Annotated in this window: 18 protein-coding genes; 5 read left to right on the top strand and 13 right to left on the bottom strand. The window is 63.0% G+C overall.

Annotated elements, in window-relative coordinates:
- Positions 1-61: 61 nt before the first annotated feature.
- From kdpC to kdpF, 4 genes are read right to left on the bottom strand one after another with little or no spacing between them, the layout of a single operon-like run.
- Complete coding sequence (gene kdpC / locus H7225_RS01605; protein ID WP_290658941.1) at positions 62-640, bottom strand: potassium-transporting ATPase subunit KdpC; 579 nt, start codon at positions 638-640, stop codon at positions 62-64.
- A gap of 22 nt (positions 641-662) precedes the next feature.
- A complete protein-coding gene (gene kdpB, locus H7225_RS01600; protein ID WP_290658908.1) occupies positions 663-2753 on the bottom strand; it encodes a potassium-transporting ATPase subunit KdpB in 2091 nt (696 codons plus the stop codon).
- Between the two features lie 7 nt (positions 2754-2760).
- Positions 2761-4551 carry a potassium-transporting ATPase subunit KdpA gene (gene kdpA, locus H7225_RS01595; protein WP_290658907.1) on the bottom strand — a complete coding sequence of 597 codons (1791 nt, stop codon included), beginning with the start codon at positions 4549-4551 and terminating at the stop codon, positions 2761-2763.
- Positions 4548-4640 carry a K(+)-transporting ATPase subunit F gene (gene kdpF, locus H7225_RS01590; protein ID WP_290658905.1) on the bottom strand — a complete coding sequence of 31 codons (93 nt, stop codon included), beginning with the start codon at positions 4638-4640 and terminating at the stop codon, positions 4548-4550. Before kdpF ends, kdpA begins: the two co-directional genes overlap by 4 nt.
- Before the next feature lie 369 nt (positions 4641-5009).
- Here kdpF and gmk point away from each other — a divergent pair, with 369 nt between their 5' ends.
- The 3 genes from gmk (at position 5010) to H7225_RS01575 (ending at position 8205) form a co-directional block, all read left to right on the top strand.
- Positions 5010-5630 (top strand): guanylate kinase, encoded by a 621-nt coding sequence (gene gmk / locus H7225_RS01585; RefSeq protein WP_290658940.1) that lies wholly within the window; start codon positions 5010-5012, stop codon positions 5628-5630.
- Between the two features lie 32 nt (positions 5631-5662).
- Positions 5663-5866, top strand: a complete 204-nt coding sequence (gene rpoZ, locus H7225_RS01580; RefSeq protein WP_230181745.1) for a DNA-directed RNA polymerase subunit omega — start codon at positions 5663-5665, stop codon at positions 5864-5866.
- Between the two features lie 122 nt (positions 5867-5988).
- On the top strand, positions 5989-8205 hold the full coding sequence (locus H7225_RS01575; RefSeq protein WP_290658900.1) for a bifunctional (p)ppGpp synthetase/guanosine-3',5'-bis(diphosphate) 3'-pyrophosphohydrolase: 2217 nt from the start codon (positions 5989-5991) through the stop codon (positions 8203-8205).
- Here the strand turns inward: H7225_RS01575 and greB are convergent.
- Positions 8189-8755 (bottom strand): transcription elongation factor GreB, encoded by a 567-nt coding sequence (gene greB, locus H7225_RS01570; RefSeq protein WP_290658899.1) that lies wholly within the window; start codon positions 8753-8755, stop codon positions 8189-8191. The genes H7225_RS01575 and greB overlap by 17 nt on opposite strands.
- Positions 8756-8847: 92 nt before the next feature.
- Here greB and H7225_RS01565 point away from each other — a divergent pair, with 92 nt between their 5' ends.
- Together H7225_RS01565 and H7225_RS01560 are read left to right on the top strand one after the other, a co-directional pair.
- Entirely contained in the window at positions 8848-9546 is a 699-nt protein-coding gene (locus tag H7225_RS01565; RefSeq protein ID WP_290658897.1) for an excisionase family DNA-binding protein, read from the top strand.
- Positions 9547-9679: 133 nt separating this feature from the next.
- The gene (locus H7225_RS01560; protein ID WP_290658896.1) at positions 9680-10399 is read left to right on the top strand and encodes a VTT domain-containing protein; all 720 of its coding nucleotides are present in this window, start codon (positions 9680-9682) and stop codon (positions 10397-10399) included.
- Between the two features lie 21 nt (positions 10400-10420).
- On the opposite strand, the gene H7225_RS01555 is transcribed toward H7225_RS01560, so the two are convergent.
- From H7225_RS01555 to H7225_RS01520, 8 genes are all read right to left on the bottom strand, one after another.
- Positions 10421-11098, bottom strand: coding sequence for an energy transducer TonB (locus H7225_RS01555; protein ID WP_290658895.1), 678 nt, complete (start codon positions 11096-11098; stop codon positions 10421-10423).
- Positions 11099-11105: 7 nt separating this feature from the next.
- Positions 11106-15260 carry a PilC/PilY family type IV pilus protein gene (locus H7225_RS01550; protein WP_290658893.1) on the bottom strand — a complete coding sequence of 1385 codons (4155 nt, stop codon included), beginning with the start codon at positions 15258-15260 and terminating at the stop codon, positions 11106-11108.
- A gap of 35 nt (positions 15261-15295) precedes the next feature.
- Positions 15296-15955: a pilus assembly protein PilX gene (locus tag H7225_RS01545; RefSeq protein ID WP_290658891.1), complete on the bottom strand. Its 660-nt coding sequence runs from the start codon at positions 15953-15955 to the stop codon at positions 15296-15298.
- Positions 15952-17091: a PilW family protein gene (locus tag H7225_RS01540; protein ID WP_290658890.1), complete on the bottom strand. Its 1140-nt coding sequence runs from the start codon at positions 17089-17091 to the stop codon at positions 15952-15954. The genes H7225_RS01545 and H7225_RS01540 overlap by 4 nt, the downstream gene beginning before the upstream one ends.
- Before the next feature lie 7 nt (positions 17092-17098).
- Positions 17099-17509, bottom strand: coding sequence for a pilus assembly protein PilV (locus tag H7225_RS01535; RefSeq protein ID WP_290658889.1), 411 nt, complete (start codon positions 17507-17509; stop codon positions 17099-17101).
- Positions 17510-17512: 3 nt separating this feature from the next.
- A complete protein-coding gene (locus H7225_RS01530) occupies positions 17513-18148 on the bottom strand; it encodes a GspH/FimT family pseudopilin (RefSeq protein ID WP_290658887.1) in 636 nt (211 codons plus the stop codon).
- Between the two features lie 137 nt (positions 18149-18285).
- Complete coding sequence (locus tag H7225_RS01525) at positions 18286-19257, bottom strand: fatty acid desaturase family protein (RefSeq protein WP_290658885.1); 972 nt, start codon at positions 19255-19257, stop codon at positions 18286-18288.
- Between the two features lie 23 nt (positions 19258-19280).
- Positions 19281-20114, bottom strand: coding sequence for a PaaX family transcriptional regulator C-terminal domain-containing protein (locus tag H7225_RS01520; RefSeq protein WP_290658883.1), 834 nt, complete (start codon positions 20112-20114; stop codon positions 19281-19283).
- Positions 20115-20424: the final 310 nt, after the last annotated feature.

Below are 20424 nucleotides of genomic sequence, written 5' to 3'. Positions count from 1 at the left end.
GGCGACCATCAGCGTGATCAAGCCGATGACCCAAGGATACCCACACTGCCGCCTTTGCGCTTCAATGAGCAAGCGTCTGGTCGAGTTCCAGGTTGAGCTCGAGCACGTTCACCCGGGCTTCACCCAACAGGCCAAACAGGCGACCTTCGCTGTGACGGGTGATCGCGGCATGAACGGCCTCGTTTGAAAGCCCGCGAACACGCGCCACGCGGGCGGCCTGGTATTGCGCAGCGGCGATGCTGATGTGTGGATCCAGGCCACTGGCCGACGTGGAGACCAGATCAATCGGGACGGGCAATGCGTTGCCTGGGTCAGCAGCCTTCAAGGCATCGATCCGGCCTTTGACGGCCTCCACCAAGGCGGGATTCAAGGGGCCCTGGTTCGAGCCGCCTGAGCCGCTGGCGTTGTACGGCATCGGGCCCGTGGCCGAAGGACGCCCCCAAAAATATTTGGGTTCAATGAAGTTCTGGCCAATCAGCGATGAGCCGATCACCTTGCCCTGCTTCACGATCAGACTGCCTTCTGCCTGGTGCGGGAAAGCCGCCTTGGCGACGCCGGTCACCGCCAGCGGATAGACGACGCCGGTGACCACGGTCAGCAAGACGAACAGGCTCACGGCGGGGCGAATCATGGTGTTCATGGTGTTCATGGTGTGCTCCAAATCAAACCAAACCGGTGGCAGTGATGATCAGGTCGATCACCTTGATGCCGATGAAGGGCACGATCACCCCACCAAGGCCATAAATCAGCAAATTTCGGCGCAGCAACACGGCCGCACCCAAGGCCTTGTAGGGCACGCCATTGAGCGCCAGCGGGATCAGGAAAATGATGATCAGCGCGTTGAAAATCACGGCCGACAGGATGGCCGACGACGGACTGCCCAACTGCATCACATTGAGCGCACTCAGCTGCGGATAGGTGGTGACGAAAGCCGCTGGGATGATGGCGAAGTATTTAGCGATGTCGTTGGCAATGCTGAACGTGGTGAGCGAGCCGCGTGTCATCAGCATCTGCTTGCCGGTCTCCACCACCTCGATCAGCTTGGTAGGGTTGCTGTCCAAGTCCACCATGTTGCCCGCCTCTTTGGCGGCTTGCGTGCCCGAGTTCATCGCCACGGCCACGTCGGCCTGGGCCAAGGCGGGCGCATCGTTGGTGCCGTCTCCCGTCATGGCCACCAATTTGCCGCCTGCCTGGTATTCGCGGATCAAGGCCAGCTTTTGCTCAGGCGTGGCTTCAGCCAGGAAGTCGTCCACGCCAGCCTCAGCAGCAATGGCGGCCGCCGTCAGCCGGTTGTCGCCCGTGACCATCACCGTCTTGATGCCCATGCGGCGCAGTTCAGCGAATCGCTCCTTGATGCCGCCCTTGACGATGTCCTTGAGCTCAATGACGCCCAGGACCTTCAGCCCATCTGAGACCACCAAGGGCGTGCTGCCCCGACGAGCGACTTCGTCGATGGTCGCGTTCAGCGGCGCTGGGAAGGTGCCGCCCAGGGCCTCGACATGCTTGCGAATGGAACCGGCCGCGCCTTTGCGCACTTGCCGGATCTTCGGCGCCAAGTGCTCACCGAATGGCAGATCGACACCGCTCATGCGTGTTTGCGCGGAGAAGTGAACAAAGGTGGCATTCAGCGACTGGATATCACGTTCGCGCAGATTAAATTTCTGTTTGGCCAGCACCACGATGCTGCGGCCTTCGGGCGTTTCGTCGGCCAGGGAGGCCAGTTGCGCAGCGTCGGCCAGTTCGCTGTCTTTCACCCCAGGTGCAGGCAGGAAGGCCGAGGCGTGGCGGTTGCCCAAGGTGATGGTGCCGGTCTTGTCCAGCAGCAGCACATCAACGTCGCCCGCAGCTTCCACTGCACGCCCGGAGGTGGCGATCACATTGGCCTGCATCATGCGGCTCATGCCTGCCACGCCGATGGCCGACAGCAAGCCTGCGATGGTGGTCGGGATGAGGCAAACCAACAAGGCGATCAACACGGTGATGGAGATCGGCGAACCGCCCGCCGCCACCTGAACGCTGAACAGCGAGTAAGGCAGGAGCGTGGCGGTCACGGCCAGGAAGACAATCGTCAGCGCCACCAGCAAGATCGTCAGGGCGATTTCGTTGGGGGTTTTTTGGCGCTTGGCGCTTTCCACCATCGCGATCATGCGGTCCACGAAGGTCTCGCCGGGATTGGCGGTGATCCGAACGACGATCCAGTCCGACAGCACACGCGTGCCCCCCGTGACCGCCGAGAAGTCGCCGCCGGACTCGCGGATGACGGGGGCGGACTCGCCGGTGATGGCGCTCTCGTCCACAGAGGCCACGCCTTCGATCACTTCACCATCGGCAGGGATCACATCGTTGGCAAGCACCATCACGGTGTCGCCCTTGCGAAGATCTTGCGATTCGATCGGATGCCATTTGTGGCCTTGGCGGGGATCCTCCAATTTCTTGGCCCAGGTCTCCTTCTTGAGGCGGCGCAACGACGCGGCTTGCGCCTTGCTTCGTCCCTCGGCCAAGGCCTCGGCGAAGTTGGCGAACAGCACGGTGAACCAAAGCCACAGTGCCACTGTCAGGATGAAGCCCGCTGGCGCCTCGCCCTGGCCCCCAAGGGCCTGGACAAAGAGCACCGAGGTAATGATGCTGCCGACGTAGACGACGAACATCACGGGGTTGCGCCACTGGACACGGGGGTCCAGCTTCTTGAAGGCGTCGGCGACCGCTGGCTTGATCAGCGCAGGGTCAAAGAGGTTGAATGTCTTGCGAGTCATGGGTCACTCACTTCCAGAGCACGAGGTGCTCAATCACAGGGCCCAGGGCCAGGGCGGGAACGTAGTTCAACAGGCCGACCAGCAACACCGTGCCAAGCAGCAGCACGACGAAGAGCGGGCCATGTGTGGGCATCGTGCCGCTGGTGGCTGCGATGCGTTTTTTGGCGGCCAGCGAACCGGCGATGGCCAGGACGGGCACGATCACCCCGAAGCGACCGAACCACATCGCCACCGCCAAGAGCACGTTGTAGAACGGCGTGTTGGCAGACAGCCCCGCGAATGCGCTGCCGTTGTTGTTGGCCGCCGAGGTCAGCGCGTACAGGATTTCCGAGAACCCATGGGCGCCCGGGTTGGCGATGCCTGCCCGACCGGCCTCACTCATCACGGCCACGGCCGTGCCCAGCAAGACCAGCAATGGCGTCACGAGGATGGCGATGGAACTCATCTTCATCTCGTAGGCTTCGATTTTCTTGCCCAGGTATTCAGGGGTTCGCCCAATCATCAGGCCGGCAATGAAGACGGCCAGGATGGCGAAGATCAGCATGCCGTAGAGGCCTGTGCCCACGCCGCCGAAGACCACTTCGCCCAGCTGCATGTTCACCAAAGGCACCATCCCGCCCAGCGGCGTGAATGAGTCGTGCATGGCATTGACCGCGCCGCAAGAGGCATCGGTCGTGACGGTGGCTAACAGGGCCGAGTCCGCGATGCCAAAGCGTGTTTCCTTGCCCTCCATGTTGCCACCCGATTGGGTCAAGCTGACACTTTGGTCAACGCCCAAGGCTGCGATGCGCGGATTGCCTTGCTGCTCAAAGCTCATGGCCCCAATGGCGCCCGCCACGAACAACAGTGACATGGAGACCAAAACAGCCCAACCCTGACGCCGGTCCTGAACCATGCGGCCAAAGGTGAAGCACAGGGCCGCCGGGATCAAGAAGATGGACAACATCTGGACGAAGTTCGTCAAGGCAGTCGGGTTCTCAAAAGGATGGGCCGAGTTGGCGTTGAAGAAGCCGCCGCCGTTGGTGCCCAGCAGCTTGATGGCCTCTTGCGAAGCCACCGGCCCCATGGCGAGCGTTTGCTTGTCGGTGCGCTGGTCCTGCATCACCGGTGCGCCCTGGGCATCCTTCAATGGTCGGCCGTCAGGCCCGGCCGCAGGCGTCTGAAATTTGACGACTTCCAGGGTCTGCACATTCTTGTACGCATCGAAGTTTTGCACCACGCCTTGCTGCACCAGGAACACGCCGTACAAGAATGACATGGGGACCAGAACCCAAAGCGTGACACGGGTCAGATCAACCCAGGCGTTGCCGATGCTTTTGGAGGAGTGGCGTGCAAACCCGCGAATGAGCGCGATGACGACCGCGATGCCGGTCGCCGCGGACAGGAAGTTCTGCACCGCCAGCCCCAACATCTGAGTCAGGTAGCTCATCGTTTGCTCACCGCTGTAGCTCTGCCAGTTGGTGTTGGCCACGAAGCTCACCGCCGTGTTGAACGACGAATCGGGCGACACATTCGCCATGGCTTGTGGGTTCAACGGCAGCCACAGTTGCAGGCGCTGCAAGGCGTAGACCGCGACCACGCCAATCACGTTGAACAGCAAGATGGCGAGCGCGTACTGCAACCAGCCCATCTCGGTGTCGCCCTTGATGCCGCACAGGCGAAACAGGCCCCGCTCAATACGGCCAAGGAAGCCCACTTTGCCTTCCATCACATTGGCGATGTAGCGCCCTGTGGGCGGCGCCAACAGCAGAAGCGAAATGCTGAATGCGGCCAAAAGTAGCCAGGCATGCGTGTTCATGAAAACTTCTCCGGTTGCAGCAAGGCGGCCACCAGGTAGACCAGCAGGCCGACCGATGCCAGGCTGCCCATGACGTAGAGCCAGGTCATTGGGCAGGCCCTCCAAGCTTGGCGCAGCCCACAGCCATGCCGGCCATCAATAGCCAGAACGCGGCGGTGAGCGTGATGTAAACGATGTCCATGAAAGCGCTCCTTGATGAGATGAACCAATCGTAAAAACAAACGTGTCAAGACAACGGTAAGTTTTCTGGTGCCGGCATCAAGATTGCGTTAAGACGCGTTCGATGGAGCTCTGCCCCCGGGTGTCAACGTGCCAAGTTCTGTGCGTGATTTGCTGGGATAAACTCCATAACTCCATGAAAATCAACGATTTGGGAGCTGTTTTGCAGTTCCGGTTAAGAACATTGCATGAGCGCCGATAACGTGTCGAATGAAGCAGCTGTCGCCGGAGGTGACGAAATGGACTACCCGGGCAATCTTTTCGTGGTGTCGGCCCCCAGTGGGACCGGCAAATCCAGCCTGGTCAAGGCCTTGCTGGAGTTGGATTCGCGCCTGCTGGTGTCGATCTCGCACACCACCCGGCCACCGCGCGGCCAGGAACAGCATGGTCGCGAATACCTTTTCATCGAGGACCCCGAGTTCCGCGGCATGATTTCGCATGGCGATTTCTTCGAGTGGGCCGAGGTTCACGGCAACCTGTACGGCACCTCGCGCCACGCGATCGAAGAGCGCATCAAGGGCGGCGAGGACGTCGTGCTTGAGATCGATTGGCAGGGCGCCTTGCAGATCAAGAAGATTTTTCCCAACGCCGTGCTGATTTTCATCCTGCCGCCCAGCTACGAAGAACTGCTGCAGCGCCTGCACCGCCGTGGCGAAGACACCTCGGACGTGATCGAAATCCGCATGAGCAACGCCAAGGTAGAGGTTGAACAGGCCCAATTCTTTGATTACGTGGTGGTCAACAGCCTGTTTGAAACGGCTTTGTTCGATTTAAAAACCATTGTTCACGCGCAGCGGTTAAAATACGCGGCCCAGCGTCGCAACAAGTCTGTTGTGTTTCGCGCGCTTAACTTGGTTTGATCCTGCTCAGACCCACTTTCAGAGGTTCCACCATGGCCCGCATCACCGTTGAAGACTGCCTGACCAAGATCCCCAACCGCTTCCAGTTGGTGCTGGCCGCGACCTACCGTGCGCGCATGCTGAGCCAGGGCCACACGCCCAAGATCGAATCGCGCAACAAGCCTGGCGTGACCGCCCTGCGCGAAATTGCCGCTGGCCAAGTCGGCATCGAAATGCTGCGCAAGGTTCCGACCTGATTGAATTCGCCCGCTGGCGCCTGCCAGCCGCGTGTCAACGGCCCCCTCTGGTGGGCCGTTTCTATTTCAGTGATTGACATCCTTGGTGTCTGGCCCGCCTGTTCCGCGCTAAAGTAGTTCGCATGACCCAGGCCACTTCCGACGCTGCCGCAGCCTCTTTCGCGGCACTGACTCACAAGCTCGACTATCTGGACGAGGCGGACGCCCGCCGCGTGCGCGATGCCTACCGCTTCGCTGACGAAGCCCACCTGGGGCAGTTCCGCGCCAGCGGCGAGCCCTACATCACCCACCCAATCGCCGTGGCCGGCCTGTGCGCCGACTGGAAGCTCGATGCGCAGGCCATCATGGCCGCGCTGATGCACGACGCGATGGAAGACTGCGGCGTCACCAAGATCGAGTTGATCGAGCGTTTTGGCGCCCCCACGGCCGAGTTGGTCGATGGCCTGACCAAGCTCGACAAGTTGCAGTTCTCGACCAAGGAAGAGTCGCAGGCCGAGTCCTTCCGCAAGATGCTGCTGGCCATGGCGCGCGATGTGCGCGTCATCCTGATCAAGCTGGCCGACCGCCTGCACAACATGCGCACGATGGCCGCGATGGTGGTGCACAAGCGCACCCGCATCGCCAAGGAAACGCTCGACATCTATGTGCCGATTGCGCACCGGCTGGGCCTGAACCAGACCTACCGCGAGTTGCAGGAGTTGTCCTTCCAGTACATCAACCCCTGGCGATATTCGATCCTGGCCAAGGCGGTGAAAAAAACGCGTGGCAACCGGCGTGATCTGGTCGATCGCATCCAGCGCGAAGTAGAGCTGGCCTTTGGCGGTGCCGACATGGTGGTCGAGGTCTATGGCCGCGAGAAAACCATCTTTTCGATTTACCACAAGATGATCGAGAAGAACCTGACCTTCGCGCAGGTCAGCGACATCTTCGGCTTTCGGATCGTCACGCGTGAGCTGCTGGACTGTTACCGCGCCCTGGGCGTGCTGCACCAGTTGTACAAGCCGCTGCCGGGCCGTTTCAAAGACTACATCGCCATCCCCAAGGCCAATGGCTACCAGTCGCTGCACACGACCTTGGTGAACCCGGTGGGCACGGCGGTGGAGTTCCAGCTGCGCTCACAGGCCATGCACTCCGTGGCTGAAAAAGGCATTGCCGCGCACTGGATGTACAAAACGCAAGAGGGCGCTGGCGCTGAGGCGTCGCCTCAACAGGCGGCGGTGTGGCTGCAGTCGCTGATCGACATCCAGCATGAAACGCGCGATTCGGCCGAGTTCCTGGAGCACCTGAAGATCGACTTGTTCCCCGAGTCGGTCTACGTGTTCACGCCAAAATCGCGCATCCTGGCGCTGCCACGCGGGGCCACCTCGGTGGACTTTGCCTATGCCATCCACAGCGATGTGGGCGACCATTGCGTGGCGGTCAAGATCAATGGCGAGGCCGCGGCCTTGCGCACCGAGCTGCGCAGTGGTGATGTGGTTGAGATCATCACGGCGCCAAGCGCGCGGCCCAACCCGGGCTGGCTGAACTTCGTGAGCACGGGCCGCGCCCGCTCCAAGATCCGCCATTACCTGAAGAACATGGAGACGGAAGAGTCGCTGGAGCTGGGCGAGAAGCTGCTGACGCAAGCGCTGCGCGCCGAAGGCCTGGCCATGCCGCCGGGCGACGAGACCAGCGAGGGCACCAGCGGTGTCACGTGGCAGGCCTTGATCCGTTGGGGTGGCAACCGCAGCAAGGATGACCTGTGCGTGGACATCGGCCTGGGCCGCAAGATCAGCAACATGGTGGCCAAGCGCCTGGCACACCTCATGGCCGAGTCGGGCGAGCGGCCCGATGCCCTGACCTTGACCTTGGGGCGCTTTGCCGATTCCGAATCGCCTTCGCATGGTGGCGTGGTGATCGATGGCAGTGAAGGCGCCACGATGCAATTGGCGCCGTGCTGCAAGCCCATTCCGGGTGACCCGATCGCCGGCTACCTGGGCCGGGGCGAAGGCCTGGTGGTGCACACGCAGATGTGCGGTGTGGGGCGGCGTTTGTTCGATCGTGACAGCGAGCGCTGGATCGATGTGAGTTGGGCCGACGAGCCCACGCGGCCTTTTGAGACCGCGATTGAAGTGCTGGTGGCCAATGGCAAGGGCGTGCTGGCGCAGGTGGCCCAGTCCATCAGCAGCGCCGAGACCGACATCACCCACATCGAGATGGGCGATGAGCGGCTGGGCGAGACGGCTGAGTTGAAGCTGGCGCTGGCCGTGCGCGATGTGGACCACCTCAACGATGTGCTGCGCGTGCTCAAGCGCTGCCCGGTCGTGCTCAAGGCCGGTCGCATCACTCCTGGGGCGTAGGGGCGGGGTAGCTGACAGACAGCACCTCGACTTGTTCCAGCCCACCTGGCGTCATCAACTGGATCTCGTCGCCCACCCGTGACTTGAGCAGGGCGCGCGCAATGGGCGAGACCCAGCTGACTTCGCCTTGCAGGTTGTCGACTTCGTCGATGCCTTTGATGGTGATGGTGCGCTGCACATCGTCTTGATTCACATAGGTGACGGTGGCGCCGAAGAATACCTGGTCGTGGCCATGGTGCACCGACGGATCGGCCACTTCGGCGATGTCCAGGCGTTTGGTGAGAAAGCGGATGCGGCGGTCGATTTCGCGCAGGCGCTTTTTGCCATAGATGTAGTCGCCGTTTTCGGAGCGGTCGCCATTGGAGGCGGCCCAGTGGACGATCTCGACGATCTTGGGGCGCTCCACGTCAATCAGCGCGAACAACTCGTCGCGCAGGCACTGGTAGCCCTGCGGCGTCAAGTAGTTTTTGGTGCCGGGAGGGATGGGCGACGGGGCGAGCTCGTCCTCGTCGTCGTCACGGTCGGTTTCCTTGGTGAAGGCCTTGTTCATGGGGGCTGATTGTGCCCAATGCTTCACGCGGGGCCGTTGTTTGCCGGGTGAAGGGCCTACCGCGACTGGGTGGATCTTGCAAAAATGAAACCATGTCGCAAGTCATCCACCTGGGCCCTGGAGCCCGCATGCTCACCACCCGCGAGGTGGCCGTCCGTTTGGGCGTATCGCTGCGCACGGTCCAATTGTGGGTTGAGGCCAATATCCTGCCGGCGGCGCGCACGCCCGGCGGGCATCGGCGCATCCCTTACAACGCAGTCGAGGCCTTGGCCTTGAGCACCGGCTTGGGCGGGGATCCTTTGGCGGATCAGGCGCGTCGGCGGGGCAATCCGGCGGCGGTCTTGCCGGCTGTCGGCGCGCTGGACAAGGTCCGCCGGGAGGCGCCGCACCATGATGTCCTGCTGGTGGCCGACGACCCCGCATGGCAGGCGCAATGCGCGTCGGCCCTGGAGGTTTTTGGCTCGGCGGTGAGCTTGCGCTATGCCGAGACCGGTTACCTGGCGTTGCTGCAGATGGGCCAGCGGTCGCCGGATCTGTTGATCACCCACCTTGAGCTGCCCGGCATGGACGGCTTTGCCATGCTGCGCACTTTGGAGCGTTGTGAGACGGTCACTGGCATCGCGGTGCTGGCCTTGACATCCCTGACGGCGGACGCGATTGCCGCGCGAGGTGGTTTGCCAGATTGGGTGGAGCTGTTCTCGTGGCCCGTGTCGCCCGAGGCCTTGGCGGTGAGGGTGGGGCGCTGGATGCTCACCCAAAAACCCCTGGCCGGCGTCCATCCCGAGGTTTGACGCCCGCCCCCCGAAGCAAGGGGACGAGGTGCGCATCCGCAGGAAAGCACCTGCGTCGGGCGCGCCTGAATGGCCTCAAGATGCGCATGTTTTCCGTTGAATGGAATGTGGGCAGTGCAATGAGGTTGGTGTCATGAGTGTGGGTGCTTCATCAAAGGTGTCGGGCAGCAAGTTGGTGCGCCGGATCCTGGTGGTGGTGTACCTGGGATTGTTCGCGGCCGTGGCCCTGGTGTGGCGCAGCCCGTCCATGAGCCATTGGCTGGACCCGGCCGTGCTCAGCCAGCTGGGCCGCGACCTGTTGGCCTCGCCCCTGGGGCCGCTGGCGGTGCTGGGCGGCTACGTGCTGGCGGTGGTGTTGGCCATGCCCATCTTGCTGATGATTTCGGTGGGCACGCTGGTGTTCGGGCCTTGGTTGGGCATGGTGTATTCGTTGGTGGGCATGCTGAGTGGCGCGGCCATCACGTATGGCGTGGGGCGCTTGAGCGGGGCCTATCTGCTAGACCGTTTTGGCGACCCTCAGGTGCAAGATCTTGCGCGGCGCCTGAAAGATCGCAGCTTGCTGGCCATCATTTTTTTGCGCGCTTTTCCGGTGGCGCCTTTCCTGGTCATCAACGTGACGGCGGGCGCGCTGCGGGTGCGCTTTCGCGACTATGTGCTGGGCACGGTGCTGGGCGTGCTGCCTGGCACGATCATGCTGTCCTTGTTCATGGACCGGCTGGTGGCGGCCTGGCGCAATCCTGGTGTGGGCACCTACGTGGGCCTGGCACTGTTCCTGGTGGCGCTGGTGACGGCAGCCAGGGCCTTGCGCAAGCGCCTGATGATGGCGTTGGCCGCAGAGCCAAAGGCAGTGTGAGTCGATGCCAGGCCAGGGCTGCTACAGGGTCTGCAGCGCTGGCTGAGATTCGATGGGCGTGTTGTCGAACACGACTTCCACGCGGATCAGTGATTTGACCTGCTGGCCCTGCACTTCGCCGGGCCGAAAATGCGCTTGCAAGAAGGAGTCCCTGGCGGCGTCTTCCAGGGCTTTGGGCAGGGATGGGCCGTCGATGCGCACCCGGCGAACCACACCGTTTTCATCGATGAACAAGGCCAGGATGGTGGTGTAGCGTCCGGGTTCCTTGATCTGCTCGGGAAAGGGCACGATCACGGGCGTGCTGGACCGGGGCGGCGTGCTCAACAAGGGGCGGGGCAGGTAGTCGTCGCCTTGGTCGTCCACGGTGCTTGGCAACGCGCCTTCAGCGCTGACGACGGTCGGTTCATCGGCAGCAGGGGCCGTCGGCTCGAGGGTGTCCGTTGGCGGCTCAGGCGCTTCAACAATGGCTTGGGCCGCAGGAGCGGGGGGCTCCGCGTTGGGGATGGTGGGCGGCGCCACGGCTGGTGCTGCCGTGCGTGGGCTCAGGCGAGCCTGCATCGTGATGCCACCTGCGCTCTTTGGGTTTGGGTGGACGGGTTGAGCCGGTGATGAGGACACCATCAAGGCCAGCGCTGCGGCGTGCATCACCACCACGTGGGCGGCGATGACACACACTGATTGGCGCGTCTTGTTCTTCATTAGTTCATCAGTTCAGCAGTTCGCGCCAAGAGGTGCGGTTGGCGCCCGTCGCAGCACTGGTGCTGGTCGTCGGCGGGCTGCTGGTGGTGATCTTGGCGTTGCTGCCCGGGATGATCAACAAGGACTTGCCGTTGGTCAGCTCGATCCAGGTCAGGCCCACGCCCAGGAACTTGTCCAGGCTGGTGCCCGCCACGTTGCCGGTGGCGCTGGACGGTGCTGAGCCATTGCTGATGTCAAAGGTGTAGTTCCAGCCCGAGCCGCCCGAGGGGCTGCACACACTGCTGCCCGGGATGGCGGAGATGGCGGCCAGGGTGGTGTACTGCAACTGCATGTCCACCGACACCCGCTCGCCAGCGGTGGGCAAGTCCACGCGCCAGCCTTTCTGGGTGGCCCAGTTGACGGCGTTCTTGCTGGCAGTGCGCGTTCCGGTCGCCTCGGACGTCAGGGTTTGGGTCACCATGTCGGTGCGCTGGCGCACGTCGCCCAGGCCCGTGGCAGCCAGGCTGTCCTTGACCGCGTAGATGGACTGGGTGGTCTTGTCGACGATGTCGCCCAGGCCCAGGTAACGGCCGGTGGCCACCAGGATGACGGGGTAATCCACCGTGTTGTAGGTCACGATCGCGGTTTCGGGCCGGACGGTGATGGGTTGGGGCGTGGTGGCGTTGATCTGGAACGTGGCCAGCAACATGGCCTTGCCGTGGGGTTCGAGCAGGTTGTCAATGTCGAAGCGCCAGAGGTTGCCCAGCATGTCACCCCCGTAAAAACGGGTGGAGGTGTTGTCGGTGCTGGCGTCGATCCAGGCGTTCAGTTTGCCCAGGCCGCTGGGGTTGGTGCTGGTGCCCGCAGGCGTGGTGCCCGAGGTCAGGGTGGGGATGCCGTTGGGGATGTCGGTCACGGGTCGGCCGGTGTTGGCATTGAGGACGTAGAGTCGGCCGTTGCCATCGCCCGTGGTGTTGTTGTAGCCCGAGGTCAGCACGACCACCCAGGTGCCATCGCCCCGCTTGGTGATGATCGGTGTGCCATAGGTCAGGCCCATGTTGGCATTGGTGAATTCCCACAGGATCTTGGGATCGAGGGGGTTGGTGACGTCCAGGGCGTAGTAGGACTTGCCGCCCGCGTTCAGGCCGCCGACCAGGATGGTTTTCCAGGTGGTGCCGACGCGGATGTCGCCAACGGTGGGGGTGCCATCCACGAAGAAGTGGTGGCGCTCGGCGTAGTTGGTGTCGGCCAACCGGTACAGCTCAGGCATCACGGCGCTGGGGATGAAGCTCCACAGCTCGGTGCCGGCCAGAACACCTCCGGTGCCTGTGGTGGTGCTGGCGGCAAAGGCATGCAGCATGCCGTCGTTGGCGGCCGAGAACACCACAGGGCGGCGGCTGGCGTTCGTGGTCACGAACTCGGAGTAGCCGGTGTCCACGTAGTGGAAGGGGGGCTTGCTCATGTACACGGGCGATGCGTTGATCACGTCACCCAGCATGGACTCGCGGGGGCGGTAGACCACGGCGGTCTTGGCCTCGGTTCCCACCGTGTAGCTGTAGCTGCCCATGCTGCTGTCACCCCGCAGGAAGTTGACCAGGTTGGTCCCCAGGTTGGCCTGGGTCGTGGGGGCTGCTTCCAGGTTGTTGCACTGGGTGGGGGTCAGCGTTTTGCCACAGTAGTTGCTGAAGAGGCCACCCAATCCATCGGCGCTGAGGTTGGTGTAGTTGAAGTCACGGCGGGTGGGCGTGGCGGCACCAGGTTGCGCGTAATAGATGTTCCGGTTGGCGGGGGTGAGCTTGGCGATCTCTTTCTTGGCGTTCCAGATTTCAACCGAGGTGTTGATCTCGCCGGTATCGCCGTTCAGGGAATAGGCCACCAGTTCGCCGGTCCAGGCCACGGTGGTGTACTTGGCGACAAACACTTGATTGTCCGTGCCCTTGACCGGCTTGAGTGAGCTGGTGGCGGCGGAAGAAGAGGCGCCATCAGTCCGCTCGACGTTGGACAGGGCGGCGCCAATCGCTTCGCTCACGGCGCTGGGGTTGGAGGCCGACCAGTACTGGCCACGGCCATTGACGGCGGCATGCCACAAATCATCCACGTGGGTGACTTCGCTCGAGCTACTTTCAGAGACGGGCCATTTGAGCGTGCCATCGGTCCTGGAGAGCTCGTAGTAGCTGCCCGTCCTCAGGCTGGCATTGAGGTAGTCCTTGCGGTAAGGCAGGATGCCATTCACGCCCAGGCCGAGCGTGAAGGTGGTCATGTGCTGGGTCTGGGCGGTGTCCAGGCCGATGGGGGTCACCTCGTTGTTGCAGACGTCTGTGCCCAGGGCGCCGACACAGTTGCCCAAGGCACTGGAGCGCAGGTCGGTTTTATAGAAATATTCGGCCACGTCGGCCAGGCTGTTGATGGAGCCGCCAGAGGTGCTGGGGGTCTCGGTGGGCGTGCCGGCCACAGCCGTGTCTGCAATGTTGGACAGGCTGGCGCTGCCATTGCTCACGGAGGACACCGGCAAGCTCGGGATGTCGTAGGTGGCGCTTTTGCAGGTGCCCGTGACCGATTTCAATGTGGGGCCCACGGTGGCATCGCTCTTGGTCGTGGTGTCCGTGCCCGTGGTGGTGGTGCTGCCCCAGGCGGTCGTGGTGGTGGTCACCGCTCCGTCCACCCCGTTGATCCGCTTCTGGGTGGTGCTGTAGGTGCCGGTCAGGGTCTGATGGCTGGTGAGGGTCTGTACCAGCGTGCGGGTGGTCTGGGTCGCCGTGGTGGTGTATTGGCGCTTGGAGCCACCGCAGGTTGCGAAGGTGCTCACCGGTGTGGTTCCACTGATGGTGACCGTGGTCTTGTCGTAGGCCGAGTCCTGTGTCCTGCTGATGGTGTAAGGCTTGACGGTGGTCAGGACGATGTCCGTGCCGTCCCAGTAGGGCTTGACCTCCGTGCCGTCTTGCTGATTAACCGTGGCGCCATCCAGTCCAAGGGCACCGTAGGTTGTGGTCTCATCGCCCGTATTCCAATAGCCGTCCGTGGACAGGATGGTGTAGTTGCGCTGGCAGGCGTATTCCATCGGGTCAGTCGTTTGGCCCGGTGCCTTGTTGGCAAAGTAACGGCCCACTTTGGACAGGGCGCCGCGCAAGGGAGTCGAGTTGCCCGGGTCGGCTCTGTAGAGGTTGGAGTAGAAGGCGATCTTCTGGTCGCCTTCAAAGGGCGAGGTCGCCTGAAACTTGGTGCTCGGTGCCGCGCTGGTGGAGCTGATGGTGGTGAAGCCCACGCGGTACTTGCCATCGATGGGGCTGAAGGCGAGACCAGCGGCCGAGCGCATCATCAGAACGCGCTTGCGGTAGTAGGCATACCAGTCGGCGTAGCGTTGCGCATCGGTCGATGTGCTGGTGACGGTGACCTTCGTGAAGGCGGTGGAAGCGTTGGGCCGCAGCAGGCATTCGTTGGCAAACCCGCCATCATTGACCTTGTCGAGGCCTGCGGTCGTGTATTTCCAGCCCATGGCGGGCTTGCTGCCGGTGTAGCGGTAGTAGGTGCTGCCTTCAAGGTCGGCGGTGTTGGTTTGCAGGCCGACCTTCCAGGTGGCGGTGGGACTGCCGCCCCCAGCCATGCTGATCACGTTGACCACCAGGGTGGGGTTGTTCCAAGTGGTGACGGTGCCCACCATCCACTGCGTGTCGTTGGCGGTGTTGACGATGCCGACACGGTTGCCGGCTGTAAAGCTGGTCGAGGTGCCACTGATCACGGTGAAGGTTCGGGCGCCTGTGCCAATGGATACCGGGGTGCTCAGATTTTTGGAGTAGTTCACCGAGACCTGGAACCCGTCGGTGGGTGCCGCGCTGAACGTGGCCGGTGGGTAGGCCGTGCCATCCGAGTTGAGTGGCCGGTTGGCGCTGTAGTCAAAGTTGGGGTTGTAGGCGATGCCGTTGCACTGAGTGGACTTGAATCCATAGGCGGTGGTGTCGCTCATGTCATCGGGCATGAAGTCCGAGGACATGCTGCCAGAATCATCCAGGATGAACATCACATTGGGTTTGGCGCTGATGTCTGAGGTGGTGGCCAGCGGTGTGTTCGAGATGTCGGTGGGTGCCGCGCGCACGCCAGGGTTGAGTGTGATCAGCCCGATCAGCATGGCCACCATGGCCCGGTTCATCGAGAAGAACATGCAGTGGGTGCGATGTTGGTGTTGCATGCTTGCTTCCTTCCGCGCCGTGAGGCAAGGGCACATCAGATGTGCACAATCGTTTCGACGAAGCTGGTCGTGTTACGTGGACCGATCACCCGCACCACGATTCGGTAATAGACGCCCGACACATTGGTGAAGCGTTCGTAGTCGGAGTAATCGAGCTTGCCGCGTTTGGCGGCCTGGCTGCTGCTTGACGTCAGGGGCCGGGCGCAGGAGGTGGTTGTGGCGTTGGGATCGCCGACGGCATCGCACAGCCGAAAGACCACGTAGCGGACCTTGTTCTGGTTGATGGTGAACTCACTGGCGGGCAGCACGGTGCAGTCGGCCTCGGCGGTGCCGGGCACATATTGGCAATGGTCGCCGTCCCAATCAATCAGCTTGCGCACGCCGGTCATTTGCTGGCCGGTGACGTCCAGGTTTTCGTAGGCCGTGGCGTAGTAGCCATCGGCATTGGCGTTGAGGCTGCCGGGGAGGGCATTGTTGAGGTTCGTGATGGCCTGCTTGGTGGCACGGTCGGCCACGGCGGTGGCATCCTGCTTGAAGCTCAGGTTGCCCATCACCACGGAGCTGGTGTCCACCGATCGGACCAGGGCCACCGTGGCCAGCGACAAGGCGGCCAAGGACAGCAGGGCGAACAGCAAGGAGACGCCGCGGTTTTTGGTGGATGAGTGCGTGGTCGGGTGCATGGCAAGTCGCTTCACGAGTTCCAGAGCATGTTGCGCAAAGGGATCACGGTGTCGTAGACCTTGTAGCGGTACTTGTTCCAGTCGGTGCCCAGGTGGGTCAATGAGAGGGACAGGCACTGGTGGTCGGTGTGGCACGTTGTGGCGCCGGTCACCGTCACGCCGGTGGTGCCCAGGTCCCATTCAAGGGTGCTGCTCGTCGCGTTGCCACCACCTTCGTTGTCTTTCTCGAACTGGCTGCTGCGGGCCACCAGGATCACTCGGATGGACAAGACCTGTTGCCATCCTGCCGAGGTGGACGGCGAGTTGTTGTCATACGTGTCGACGACTTTATCGGCGTTGGTGTCTTTGCCATACATGGCCCTGAGCATGACCACTTGCGGCTGTGCGTCCTCGGCCGTGGTCCACATGCCACCGGCGCGTGAGAGGGTGCTGGTTTGCAATGCCTGGGTGGCGGTGTCGACGGAGAAACGGCGCAATGACAGGGCGCCCACATCGAGCAGGTAGCTGCCGGCGGCGGGGTAGCCAGCGCTTGGCAACAGGTTGGCGGAAGCAGGCTGGTTCCAGTCGGCATCACTGGCTTCGGCATGTGGGATGTTGATGGTGGTCAGCAGGTTGGTGGCACCTTGCTTGACCTGGACCACGCTGCACCAGTCAGTGGCGCTGGGGGTGGGGGGCACGGCGATCAGCAGGTCATTTTCGACCACGCCCACGGCCGATTGCACCACGAAGTAACTGCCGTCGGTGGCATGGTTCTCGGTGATCTTGATGGGCACCGAGAACGAGCTCTTGGTGCTTTTGAGTACCGTGATGATGTTCGAGCCATTGGTGCCGTTGTCAATGACCACGGGGGTCAGCGTGAAGTTGGCGATGGGATTGGCATCGACCTTGTACTTGACCATGCAACCCAGCGCAGCCGGGTTGGCGCTGACACCATAGCCAGCCATCTGCACTTCGCGCTGGATGGCGTACAGGCCCAGTGCGCCGCTGATCTGCGCATCGGCGCCACTGGTGATCGTGCGCTTGCGGCCCTCTGACACGACCAGCACCTGCGCAATGGCCACGATGGTGAGCATGCCCAGCACCACGCCCACCATCAACTCGATGAGGGTGAAGCCCTGCTGGCGGCGATGAGGGTGGGGGGCGGCGCGCATGGGCATCTCAACTGATGGAGGTTTCAGACAGGTACTGGTGAGAAGCGCCATCGGGCAGCGACCAGGTGATCAGGATGGTGATGTCGCCCGCGATCACGCTCACGGTGGCCACGCCATTGGGCAGGGCCTGTGTGACCTTGGCCTTCCAAGCCTTGCAACGCGCATAGCCGTCGCAATTGCCGGTGGTGTAGTTGCTCAGATTGGCTTTGTCGGACCACATCAGCCCGGTCAACTCGGTGGCCAGGTAAGACGCGTCGGTGCGCACTTTGGCGGCACCTTGCGCTTGGTTCATGTTGGCTTGCAGGCCTACCAAGGCCAGCACGCCAACGCTGAACAGCAACACGCTCACGAGCACCTCGATCAGCATGAAGCCTCGGACAGCGCGAGCGCGGATCCTTGGGAATGTGGAGGGGTGCATGGTTCAGCTCGCTGGGCAGAGGCGGGGGTCGGTGGTGCTGGTCACGGCTTCATCGCAGACGAGGGTGCGGCCACCGCTTGAAATCATGACCCGGTAGCGCCGGTGGTCGGCGCCATCGGTGCCGTCGTTGACCAGGATCCGGCCAATCGGGCCGGCATTGGCCACTTGGCCAAAGGCATTGAAGGTGATGCTGGTGGCATCGGTGGTGGCATCGCGCTGCTTGGCCGAGACGGTCACGCCATCGCCGCCTTCGCCAACGGGCCTGGCCGCCACCGTTTGTGGTGCAGTGGTGTTGGAGGGGGCGACCGCGCACTTGTTGGTGGGGTCGGTCAGGCTGACCACCCATGAGCCGCCGGTGGCGCTGGTGGTGCAGTCGTCGCTCAGCACTTTGGGGTCGGTAGTTGTCACCATCCAGAAGGTGACGCTCTGATTGCGGCGCACCGCTTCCGCGCGGGCTTTTTGCAAGCCTTCCTGAATGGATTCGGCCGTGTTGCGGATGCGCGCATTGACCATCCAGGCGCCCATGCTGGGCATGGCCGAAGCCAGCAGGATGCCGAGCACGGCCAAAGTCACGGCCACCTCGACCATCGAGAAGCCGCGTTGGCGTTGCTTGGTTTGCTCAATGCTGCACGAAACCATTTTGAAACCCCTTGAACACACGAATGGGACCATTCACGTGAGCGATTCTAGGAAGGGGCCTTCTGGGACGTACGGGAATTATTGGCAGTAAAAAGAGCCAGTTCGACGAACGGTCGGTGGGCCTGACAGACGGTTTCTCAGCGGGGGCTGGACACCATTTTGAGCACGTCCCAGTAGGACGGTGAGGGCGGAACAACCCCCCTTTCACGCAGCACCAGGTGCAATGCCGGCAGTTTGAAATGGGGCACCGAGGCCATGAAGTGGTGCTCGATGTGGAAGTTGACGCGGATGGGCGCCACCGTCATGCGGGCCAGAAAACCGGCGCGCGTGCTGCGTGTGTTGCGCAGCATGTTGCCGCTGCGTTCGGTGCAGGCGTGCTCGGCCATGGAGCGCAGGCGCATGAAGGCGCCGAAGGTGGTCAGGTAGGCCACCCACCAGGCCGAGTACACCCACAAGTGCCCGCTCAGGGCCAACCCAGTGGCCAACAGCGCGTGCAGTCCAATGAAGCCGCTCATGCGCCGCACGCCTTCACGCGTGTAGTGGTGCCAGCGCCGGCCGTTGCGCGGCAGCTTGACAATCTCGGCGGCCACCGTCCACTTGAGCACGCCGATGTCCATCAGCACCTGGCCCACGATGCGACGCAGGCCGCTCAGCCCACTGAGGTCGCGCAGGAACTTGCGCTGCACCGACGACCGTGATGTCGGAAATGGCTCGATCAGGCTCAAGTCGGGATCGCCGCCCTGGTTGGTGCGCGCGTGGTGCTGTAGGTGGTGTTCGCGGTAGCGGGCCACATCGACCCAGATCCAGCGGCCCGCCAGCCAGTCCGCCGCGTGATTGTTGAGCCAGCGGGTCTTGAACAAAGTGCCGTGCGCGCCTTCGTGCAACAAGATGGCCAGCGCCAGTTGGCGCCCACCCAGCACGACCACGACCAGCACGTAAGTCAGGGGATGCGGGAAGCAGATCAGTGCGGCGAAGCACAAGGCGATCACGCCCCAGGTGAAGGCCAGGGCCGACCAGCCGGCCAGGTCGGAGCGGGCGGTGAACTGCGCGATTTCTTCGCGGCTGAGGACATCAGAGGGGCGCAGACGTGTTGGCTTGGTGGTGCTCACGGTCGTGGTGGGGTTTGGCTTGATCAGTGGGGCAATGACGCTGAGGCGGCCCTGCCGACGATGGGCGCCGGGGCATCGACCTGGGCATGGAATTGGCGCCAGATGCTGTGCCCCAGCTGGTCGAAGGCCTGCACCGCGTCCATGAAGCGCTGGCGGCTTTGGATGTCCACCAGCGGAGTTGGCAGCAGAGGGTCGAACACCACTTGCCGGATCGCCTTGCGGCCCAGCAGGTAGGACTCGCGAGCGGCGTCTTCAATGGGCAGCTGCTTGGCGCGCGCGGTCCATTGCGACAGTTGCGCCTGGATGTGGCTGTAGGCTTCGTTCAACTCGTGGCTGTGCCACAGCTGAGGGATGCGGGCTTCGCGCTCTTGATCAAATCCGGTGGCGATGAACACGCAGGCTTCGCGCTCCAGGCCCAGGGTGTGCAGCCGCTTGCGCACGGTGTCGATGCCGCCTTGCAGGTTGTCGGGGCGCACGAACAGGCCACGCTCCAGTTCGCGCAGGCCCACCATCTGGAGGGCGCGGTCGCGGTGGCGCAGGGCGACGCGGTCGCTGCGGCCCAAGGCCCCGCAGTGAACGGCGATGTGCCCACCTTGCCACGGCCTGACGCGCTGGCTGGCGCTGCGCCAGGTGGCCACGTCGGCCGCCAGTTCGTTGGCGTTGGCGCTGAGTTGGTAGATGCCACGGCCCACCGATTCGATCATGCCGTCGGCGGACAGGCGGGCCAATGCCACCCGAAGGTTGTTGGCGGGGATGCCGAACAGCGTGGCTGCGGCCAGCAGGTGCCGAACAGGCCGGTGATCGCTGCCAGCGGCCAGCAGCAGGTCGAGGATCAGGTTTTTGGCGGTGACGCTCATGAATATTACAAACAAACAATGATTATGACTTTGTTTGTAATGTATTCGGGGCAAAGGATGGCGTCAAGCGGGAGTGTTCAGGAGGTCCGTGGGCCGTTGTTGGGGGCGTGCATGGGTTGGGGCTTTGTCCTGGCAGCGCGGTGCGGGGATGAGTCGGAGGCGGGCGGGGCTCCTATGGTGGCGGTCCACCGCTTTGCGGCGGACTGCGCTCGGTGCTCGGCCACGGCGGGCGGCTGCGGAACTCGCGCTGCGCGCTCAAACAGTCCTCGCCGACCCCTCGCTGTGCGAGGGGCAACCCGCCGTGGCCTGC

The organism is Aquabacterium sp. (genome assembly GCF_014378415.1).
Lineage (GTDB): Bacteria > Pseudomonadota > Gammaproteobacteria > Burkholderiales > Burkholderiaceae_C > Aquabacterium.
This window is presented reverse-complemented; position numbering and strand designations above follow the sequence as displayed.

Excerpts from the sequence above, each read along its gene's own strand:
- gmk (WP_290658940.1), top strand. The coding sequence starts at position 5,010 with ATGGACTACCCGGGCAATCTTTTCGTGGTGTCGGCCCCCAGTGGGACC.
- greB (WP_290658899.1), bottom strand. The coding sequence starts at position 8,755 with ATGAACAAGGCCTTCACCAAGGAAACCGACCGTGACGACGACGAGGAC.
- kdpC (WP_290658941.1), bottom strand. The coding sequence starts at position 640 with ATGAACACCATGATTCGCCCCGCCGTGAGCCTGTTCGTCTTGCTGACC.
- H7225_RS01565 (WP_290658897.1), top strand. The coding sequence starts at position 8,848 with ATGTCGCAAGTCATCCACCTGGGCCCTGGAGCCCGCATGCTCACCACC.
- kdpF (WP_290658905.1), bottom strand. The coding sequence starts at position 4,640 with ATGACCTGGCTCTACGTCATGGGCAGCCTGGCATCGGTCGGCCTGCTG.
- H7225_RS01575 (WP_290658900.1), top strand. The coding sequence starts at position 5,989 with ATGACCCAGGCCACTTCCGACGCTGCCGCAGCCTCTTTCGCGGCACTG.
- H7225_RS01560 (WP_290658896.1), top strand. The coding sequence starts at position 9,680 with ATGAGTGTGGGTGCTTCATCAAAGGTGTCGGGCAGCAAGTTGGTGCGC.
- H7225_RS01550 (WP_290658893.1), bottom strand. The coding sequence starts at position 15,260 with ATGCAACACCAACATCGCACCCACTGCATGTTCTTCTCGATGAACCGG.
- H7225_RS01555 (WP_290658895.1), bottom strand. The coding sequence starts at position 11,098 with ATGAAGAACAAGACGCGCCAATCAGTGTGTGTCATCGCCGCCCACGTG.
- H7225_RS01535 (WP_290658889.1), bottom strand. The coding sequence starts at position 17,509 with ATGCACCCCTCCACATTCCCAAGGATCCGCGCTCGCGCTGTCCGAGGC.
- rpoZ (WP_230181745.1), top strand. The coding sequence starts at position 5,663 with ATGGCCCGCATCACCGTTGAAGACTGCCTGACCAAGATCCCCAACCGC.
- kdpA (WP_290658907.1), bottom strand. The coding sequence starts at position 4,551 with ATGAACACGCATGCCTGGCTACTTTTGGCCGCATTCAGCATTTCGCTT.
- H7225_RS01520 (WP_290658883.1), bottom strand. The coding sequence starts at position 20,114 with ATGAGCGTCACCGCCAAAAACCTGATCCTCGACCTGCTGCTGGCCGCT.
- H7225_RS01540 (WP_290658890.1), bottom strand. The coding sequence starts at position 17,091 with ATGCGCGCCGCCCCCCACCCTCATCGCCGCCAGCAGGGCTTCACCCTC.
- kdpB (WP_290658908.1), bottom strand. The coding sequence starts at position 2,753 with ATGACTCGCAAGACATTCAACCTCTTTGACCCTGCGCTGATCAAGCCA.
- H7225_RS01530 (WP_290658887.1), bottom strand. The coding sequence starts at position 18,148 with ATGGTTTCGTGCAGCATTGAGCAAACCAAGCAACGCCAACGCGGCTTC.